We start from the raw sequence: 7,764 nt of genomic DNA on the forward strand, positions 1-7,764 counted from the left end.
AACGCGGGTCTGATGTCATGATTTTGGTGAGCGTTCCGGAGAGTTTGAGAGGCGGATAGCCTCTCATTAAAAAATAAAGTTTATAAATAAAAACTATTTTTATTTGCCAATCTCCTGAAATTACTTTATTGGTAAGCGAATGTTTTAATCGTATACGCAGCGATTAATAAGGGATTAAAAGCCTTAAAGTTTGAACATAAAATTAGCCCACTCTGTTGGTTTCCCGGGATTCCGGGAGCTTTTGCTATGTCCAGGTGCTTAAAGCACTAAAAGCAAAAAGCTGATTCAAACTTCAGTACTTTTAACTCCCGGAATACCAATGCGAGGGCGCTCGCACCCGGTCGGGGGGAATTTAAAGTGCAAAAGAAAACTCCACATTTTAATGATATTTCTGTAGGCAAAAGAATTCGTCATAAACGCATTTCAATGGGAATTTCTCAGACAGAGTTAGGAAACAAATTAGGAGTAAGCTTCCAACAAATCCAAAAATATGAAAAAGGCTCAAATCGTGTAGGAGCTGGACGCTTGCAGGAAATCGCTAACATACTAGATGTTCATATCTCCTTTTTTTATACCGATATTTCACAAAAAAGAAATATTCCGTACCATTATGATGAAGAAATTTCCAGTAAAGAAGAATATTTCCTTTTAAAAGGTTTTAGAAAACTTAATCCTAAAAAACAGAAAGCAGTTTTATGTTTGTTTTCTGAATAAAATGAATACTTTTAAAATTATAGCGTACAAACTAATCGCTCTGTTTATAAGCATTCATTAATATTTCTAGAAAATCACCATGGCGATATCGCTCTTGTTTAGCCATCAATTTAAAACGATTAATGATATTTACGCTAGCTTTGATATTTAATTGTATCTCAACTGACTGTTCACGACTTGGGAAAGTTGCTGCCTTATCTACCTCTTTGCGTTGTATAATGTTTAAAGAAGATTGAGTTTGTCGTGGTTTAAAATCATCAAGTTCTGAAAAATTTAATGGTTTTCTTTCTGTACTCATTCTTTAATTTCCTTTCTCTTGAACTTTTTTTAGCTTTGTAATGACTTCAGCAACAAATGCTTCGACATTGCCAATCGCAGTTTCTAAATTATTAACTTCCTTTGGATTGAGATTACGATGTGAACCTCCAGTTGCAAAGATTGCGGAAAAAGCATCACGTTCATTGATTTCTGTTTCAAAAACATCAAGTTCTGGGTTTTTTCTAAATTGAGATGATACAAAACGAGCAGTTCTGGATTTTGCAACAACTTTAGATTGCGTAAACAAAACAGAATAAGCGATAAGACGCCGTACAGCTTTCATATCTCTGTGAATTTCTTTTATAATTTCGATAGCTGCTATAGCGTCTTGCTGTTGTTCCTTCATAGGAACAATTACAAAATCAGATTGACTAATTGCATAACTAGTTAAGCGTGATGCTGTACCTTCTAGATCAACAATTACGAATGGATCTCTAGTAGATGCAATTTCTATTTCATCTAAAATAGTTTTTTCAGATTCATTAGTAACGACAGTAAGATTATCTGGTTTACCCGGTAATTCAGACCAAGTGGTAATAGGATGGCGAGGATCAGCATCTATAATTGTAACAGGTTTAGCATGTGCAAGTTCACAAGCAAGGAGCAAAGCAGATGTTGTTTTTCCACTTCCACCCTTGGAATTAGCAAAGGATATGACAGGCATTTAGTTACTCTCTAAATAGAATATGGTATTGTATAGTATTATACTATAAGGTATAATAAAGTATTAAAATCACCCTTTTCACGGAGGAAAAATGCCAAATAAATCTGAAAAAAACACTCTTCCTGACTATACTTATAAACCCGTTCAAAATCATAACGATAACGTTTTTAAAAACGTTAGTAAATTTTTTGAAGCTTTTAATCAAAAAATAGATAGTTCTAACAAACCCGATATAATACAGCGTGATGGATTTACAGAAGCTAAAACAAAGAGAGGAGATATCATAAAAAGTACAGTTCCAGAAGCTGCGCTACAATTAGCTCTAATGATAGACAATGACACAAAATTTTGGAAAGAGGATATAGGAAAAAATTAATTTCCTCTATGAGAAGTTTATCAGTTAATTTTACTATACCTTATGATATTATATCGTAGGGTATAGTACTATACTAAAGTATACCTTTATGTTCTTGGCATGATAATGATAGGCTTTATTTTCGTAAGCTTGATGTTTTTACGTTCAATAAATAAACGCAAAGTGTTCACACTAACTCCTAATGTCTTAGCAATGCGGCTCTGTGATAAACCAACATTTATAAATGCTTGAATTTCACTACTGCTCTATTTTCTACTGCATGTAGATACCAAATATATCAATGGTCGTCATCGACCGTCGTGTTAAGAGGTGTTAACTCTTTATTTTTCTTAATTTTTACAACGCCAATAATTCCCGTGGAAATAATGAAGGCAGACATCGCTAAAAAAGAGCTTAACAATCCCACGAGTGCAAAAAGTCCAGCAATAAAGCCAGACACTGCTTCCGCAGAGTTTGCTAAAGTTGAAAAAGTTCCAAAACTCATACCAAAATCTTCACGACGAGAATATAATTGAATAGCTGAGACTAAACTAATATCCACAAGTGCACCAATAAATCCTAAAACAAATGCTAATACGAGAAGGAGTTTTAAATAAAGTCCTGCTGCTAAGGGCATAACAAACAGAATAACCCCATAAAGAAGCCAAAATACCATGAGCTTCAACGATGTAATCTTGAATATAATTTTACTATATAACAACCCACCAACAATAGTTCCAACAGCCATGAGAGAAAAAATATAACTAACAAGGCTTTCCTCTCCCCCTATAGAGAGGACAAAAGCTGGAATTAAAAATCTTAAAATTGCACCAGTAAAGAGAATAGCAAACGACGAGCCAACAAGCGTAATAAATAAATTATTATTTTCTTTAGAAATATATTTAAGATAGGAAGCCGTTTCTCGATAAATTTTTATAAAATTGAATGATTTATTCTCGCTTGAATTTAAATTCATGAGATTAAATAACACGATAATAGATATAAAATAGGTAAAAAAATCAAAAATGAGTACTGCCGATTTATTTGCTAAAAAAAGCAGTAGGGAACAAACTAAAGGACCCGTGACGGATGCAGTTTCCTCTATAATTTGTGTAATGCTATTTGCCTTTGTAAGATCCTTTGCTGAAAACATTCTGGGAATAGCAGCTTGAAAACTTGGTTGGAAAATACTTCTTCCGATCGTTGTACATATTGCTGCTAAAATAAGCACAATAATATGTGCAGTCCCTGTTATAATGGTTATAAAAACGAATAATGAGGCTAATAATCTAATAAATTCACTTAAGATCATATTTTTCTTCAAAGAAAAATTATCCGCTAACCAACCTCCTATAGGACCAAAAAAGAGAAAAGGGATAAATCGAAAAAAATACACAAGACCTATAAAAAAGATGTTATCTGTTAATTCTAAGACCAGTAAAACAAAAACAACTTCATAAGCATAATCACCAACTTTAGAAATAAAGAGAGAGGAAAAAAGAGCTAAAGGACTCTTTTTTAAAAATAAATTCATATCAACCATCCGATATTAAATTTTTCTACACTTAAAGTTGCATTCCCTTCAATACAATTGGTGATATAAATTTCAAAAAAAAACGTTTAAAGAAATACGCATAATGATACAAGAATTTAGAATAATATTTTAATCTTATTATAAAAGACAGAATATTATCATACATACACAAGCTCTTTTTTAGCTATAAATCTACCTGTTTCATTCAGTTTTTCTGCAATAAATGCCTTTAAAATACGTTGATCTTCTTCTGGCATCAACCAAAACATAATATTAATATACCAATACCAACCTAGTTTTGTAAGTTGCCAGGAGTCATTATTTTCCACTATAAGATCATTAGATAAAAGAATATCTAATTTAGAAAAAATACTTTTAGGCACAAAATCCATTTTTATTAAAGATTTATTCACTAAACCATGATAAGGTAGGCGCAAAATGATTGGCTTTATCTCATCTAGAATTGGAGAGTGCTTACTAACATTTGCGGGCATTTTTTCACTATTGACGGCTGTAATGTAAGCATTACGATTAGAAAAATTTGTTATTACGTGTTCACGTATTGATGTTACAGCATTTACTCCAAAACCATGCAAATCAAAATCTGAATATCCATAAACATGCTCATGATACACAAAACTATATTCATCCGTAACTATATCAGAGGTTACATTTGGGGTACGAATATAACCATGACCATTATGAGGCATAAATCCCTTACTTCTCATATAAGCATCTATTAGCATATTCATAGAAAATTTTCTTGTTGCTGTAGTAAAACCTAAACCACGGTTTTTGATAGCTTTATGCAATTTTACTTGTGTCACAACATTGTCAATTGGGTATATGTCTATATTAGATGTACCAAGAGATACAGCCATTTCGAGATCTTTAATTATTTCTTCTTCATCTTGTCCGTTCATACCGTACAATATATCAAAAAGTACGTACTTAAAATTAGCATTTAATATACTAGCAGCAAATTTAATATGTTCGTATGTAGATGTGAGATTAAAAAGTTTTCTCCATTCTTGATTAAAAGTTTGAAGACCAAAGCGTGGATGTGTAACCCCTATTTCTTTCATAGCAATTACTTTTTCCTCGGTAAGACTTTTTATCTCAATTTCAAAAGAAAACTCACAATTAGATGCTACTTTGAAATGCTTATGTATAGCTTCTCCTATTTTTAAAATATTAGATGGAGATAATAAAGATGGAGTTCCTCCTCCAAAAAAAATCGCGCGAACCGGAACAGCCTGGTAATCAACAAAATTTGCTTTTAATTCTATTTCTTTAATTAAAGCATCCGTGTAATTATTAATTACAGTTTCGCCTTTATAACCACCTTTAGTAAAAGGACAAAATGTACATATAGTTTCACAAAAAGGAATATGAAAATACAAAGCTCTCGAATTAATATCATTATTACTATTCACAATAACATCAGATACTGGCTTATCAATAATACACTTTCCTTGACTTGGGAAAAAAAAATTGTATACAGGAATTTGATAATCAAACTTAAATAAGCCATTGTTTTTGATATTCATAGCTGCCTTCGTTCTTATAGTTATCATACATTAGATAAATCTTCGTCATAAGAAGAAGAGGTATTAATACTCAAAAAATGCTTACCTCTCCTAAACGATCTAATAAATAATTGTCCAGTATATTCCCATTGAATTTTAATAGCTTCAATTGCCTTGCCATAATCTTGTCCACAAGTATACAAATCAATACTTATGTAATTACTCTCTGGGTATGTATGGAATGATAAATGTGATTCACTCAATAAAAAAAAACCTGTCACACCTTGCCCATCTGTTGTAAATTTATGTGACATGAATCCAAGAATATTCATTTTTGTATTTTTTATTACTTTAAGAAAGAAAGAATATAAGGCCTTTTCATCTTTTAAGAACTCTAGATCATTTATAATCCCATCCAGTAAATAATGATAACCTTCATCATCCATATAAATTCCCCCATTAATTCACTTACTGGGTTGGAAGAGGCTAGACACCTCTTCCAGCACAATTACCAGAATACTCCGAGATTACAAACATCTTCTTCTAAATATTCCGTTATAAATAATTCACGTGCACTTTCCATAATTACCTCCTAAATTTAATAGTTAGCTTATTGTATAAACAATATACGATACGGTATATTAAATATATATAACATACAATAAAAAATAATTTAATTTTACATAAATAAGCAGAAGCTAAAAAAATAAATAAAAAGAATATAAACTAGATTGATGAGTTTAAAGGTGCGTGGCGCGCTTTTGGAACTCTTGCTCCAGAACGTTTAACGCTCTTCGCCATATTGCAACTGTTGGAAGTATCGGATCTTCTACTCGTATTGAAGGAAATAAATTAACAGACCGTGAGATTGAAAAGATTTTGTTAAACTTAGAAATTAAAAGTTTTAAGAGCTGTGATGAACAAGAAGTTATTGATTATGCAAATTTTGTACGTAAATAATAAACATACTTCAATGCATCACGTCATGGAAAAGAACTATCAACTTGTCGTAGTTTATCTTAATTCTCCAATGTTTTTGGCATGGTAATGATAGGCTTTATTTTCGTAAGCTTGATGTTTTTACGTTCAATAAATAAACGTAAGGTATTCACACTAACTCCTAATGTCTTAGCAATACGGCTCTGTGATAAACCAACATTTATAAATGCTTGAATTTCATCAATATGGCTATCAAGTTTCAATTTTGTGGCTATACTCCCCTTTGGACGACCAAGTTTTATACCACGTTGACGAGCAACACTTAATGACTCTTTTGTACGTGTTTGAATTAAATGCCGTTCAATTTGCGATACCATACCCAATACGTTTGCAATGATATCGCTTTGTAAACTTCCATCCATGATAAGGTTTTGTTTCGTTATATGCACAATTAAACCACGTTCACTGGCTGCTTTGAGAATTTCTAAAACAGCAAGAGAAGAACCAGCTATACGAGAAAACTCCGGTGTGAGTAAAACATCACCACATTCCGCTTTTTCAATTAAAGCACCAAGTTTACGCTTACGCCAATCTTTTCCTCTACTTGCAATTTCTTCCTCTATATGAAGTGGTGCAAAGCCATTTTTATTAGCATATTCTAACAATCCAAATTTTTGATTTTCTGTATCTTGTCCATCACGAGAAACACGTAAATAAGCATAAAATTTTGGCATTTTCAGTAAAAAGGTTATTTTTGATTAAAACTGATCTATTATTGCATAGAAAAAATAGGAATTAAATATACAATTTTCGTTCATAAAAAATGATCGTTTTTTCTGATATTGCAATTTATGACGCTTCAAATGACACTGTGCGTATACTTCATGCAAAAAAAATTCAGTCGTTAAGTGTATCTAAATTGAATCCGGCGGTGTTTAATAGTTCAATAAGTTTTGGGAGAGTTTCTTTTACGTGTTCATTAAAAGGAATGTAATTAATCCCTTCATAATCTGAAGGCACTTCAACATCTCGTTGTTTTAAAATAGCAATATTTCTGCAAGAAATTATAGGAAACAACATACCCATTTTAAAAATAACATTTTTATTAGCGCGCGGTTGTGCGTCTTTTTTATCAGCAGATTTTGCATAGCCAATCTCATCGGGAGTAAGTAACACAATACCAAATTTTGGAGAATTAGTTTGCATACTAATTTCTTGTTTAAAATCCTCAATAGTAGTTAAATCATCACTACCAAATTTCAGAACGTATGGTTCCAATCCAAGCTTAAAAAGAATACGTTCAGTTTGTTCTAAAATAGTATGATTATTATATACAATAAAAATTTTTGGCATTTTTATATCCCCTATAAAATACATGCATTTGTCCCAGAGGGCTTATTATTCTTTATCAACGAATAATTGCGATAAAAATTTCTCCCAATCTATATTTTCCTTTAATTTATCATTAGTCTCTTTATCAAATTTTATTTTTTTACCATTTACAGTAAAACAAAATTCAACACTTTCGATATCATCATGATTGAGCATTTCCAACACCTATAATTTCAGTTATGTTCCATGTTTTATTGAGTTTAATGGAAATTTTAATACCTTTGTTTTTACATTGCTCTCTGAAAGCAGGCGCCCCCCGCACCTGCTATTTTATTTACGCAACATCCTCATACTCATCACGAAAATAATCATCATCACT

The 7,764-nt window shown here is 31.7% G+C and carries 11 protein-coding genes and 1 pseudogene; 3 read left to right on the forward strand and 9 right to left on the reverse strand.

Features of this window, described 5'->3' with window-relative positions; all coding sequences use genetic code 11:
- Window positions 1-357: 357 nt before the first annotated feature.
- Window positions 358-714 (forward strand): helix-turn-helix domain-containing protein, encoded by a 357-nt coding sequence (locus tag ACFINH_RS08640; RefSeq protein ID WP_375621836.1) that lies wholly within the window; start codon window positions 358-360, stop codon window positions 712-714.
- A 31-nt stretch (window positions 715-745) separates the two neighbouring features.
- Here ACFINH_RS08640 and ACFINH_RS08645 read toward each other — a convergent pair whose 3' ends face one another.
- Window positions 746-1,012, reverse strand: coding sequence for a hypothetical protein (locus ACFINH_RS08645; RefSeq protein WP_375618900.1), 267 nt, complete (start codon window positions 1,010-1,012; stop codon window positions 746-748).
- Between the two features lie 3 nt (window positions 1,013-1,015).
- Window positions 1,016-1,696 carry a ParA family protein gene (locus ACFINH_RS08650; protein ID WP_375612422.1) on the reverse strand — a complete coding sequence of 227 codons (681 nt, stop codon included), beginning with the start codon at window positions 1,694-1,696 and terminating at the stop codon, window positions 1,016-1,018.
- Between the two features lie 91 nt (window positions 1,697-1,787).
- Here ACFINH_RS08650 and ACFINH_RS08655 point away from each other — a divergent pair, with 91 nt between their 5' ends.
- Complete coding sequence (locus ACFINH_RS08655) at window positions 1,788-2,072, forward strand: hypothetical protein (protein WP_375632702.1); 285 nt, start codon at window positions 1,788-1,790, stop codon at window positions 2,070-2,072.
- Window positions 2,073-2,158: 86 nt separating this feature from the next.
- Here the strand turns inward: ACFINH_RS08655 and ACFINH_RS08660 are convergent.
- The 4 genes and pseudogenes from ACFINH_RS08660 to speD form a co-directional block, all read right to left on the reverse strand.
- A pseudogene (locus ACFINH_RS08660) lies at window positions 2,159-2,308 on the reverse strand (resolvase); the annotation flags it as partial.
- Window positions 2,309-2,349: 41 nt separating this feature from the next.
- The gene (locus ACFINH_RS08665; protein ID WP_375632704.1) at window positions 2,350-3,585 is read right to left on the reverse strand and encodes an MFS transporter; all 1,236 of its coding nucleotides are present in this window, start codon (window positions 3,583-3,585) and stop codon (window positions 2,350-2,352) included.
- A 158-nt stretch (window positions 3,586-3,743) separates the two neighbouring features.
- Window positions 3,744-5,135, reverse strand: a complete 1,392-nt coding sequence (locus ACFINH_RS08670; protein WP_375632706.1) for a coproporphyrinogen-III oxidase family protein — start codon at window positions 5,133-5,135, stop codon at window positions 3,744-3,746.
- A gap of 23 nt (window positions 5,136-5,158) precedes the next feature.
- On the reverse strand, window positions 5,159-5,560 hold the full coding sequence (gene speD, locus ACFINH_RS08675; RefSeq protein ID WP_273724021.1) for an adenosylmethionine decarboxylase: 402 nt from the start codon (window positions 5,558-5,560) through the stop codon (window positions 5,159-5,161).
- 304 nt (window positions 5,561-5,864) lie between these two features.
- Here speD and ACFINH_RS08680 point away from each other — a divergent pair, with 304 nt between their 5' ends.
- Complete coding sequence (locus tag ACFINH_RS08680; protein WP_375632709.1) at window positions 5,865-6,074, forward strand: hypothetical protein; 210 nt, start codon at window positions 5,865-5,867, stop codon at window positions 6,072-6,074.
- Between the two features lie 59 nt (window positions 6,075-6,133).
- Here the strand turns inward: ACFINH_RS08680 and ACFINH_RS08685 are convergent, their stop codons facing one another.
- The 3 genes from ACFINH_RS08685 to ACFINH_RS08695 form a co-directional block, all read right to left on the reverse strand.
- Window positions 6,134-6,787, reverse strand: coding sequence for a recombinase family protein (locus tag ACFINH_RS08685; protein ID WP_375632711.1), 654 nt, complete (start codon window positions 6,785-6,787; stop codon window positions 6,134-6,136).
- Window positions 6,788-6,950: 163 nt separating this feature from the next.
- Entirely contained in the window at window positions 6,951-7,406 is a 456-nt protein-coding gene (locus ACFINH_RS08690; RefSeq protein ID WP_375612425.1) for a TIR domain-containing protein, read from the reverse strand.
- Window positions 7,407-7,451: 45 nt separating this feature from the next.
- Window positions 7,452-7,601, reverse strand: coding sequence for a hypothetical protein (locus ACFINH_RS08695; RefSeq protein ID WP_375612426.1), 150 nt, complete (start codon window positions 7,599-7,601; stop codon window positions 7,452-7,454).
- Window positions 7,602-7,764: the final 163 nt, after the last annotated feature.

The sequence above is a fragment of the Bartonella sp. AA74HLJMH genome (genome assembly GCF_042197045.1).
Taxonomy (GTDB): domain Bacteria; phylum Pseudomonadota; class Alphaproteobacteria; order Rhizobiales; family Rhizobiaceae; genus Bartonella.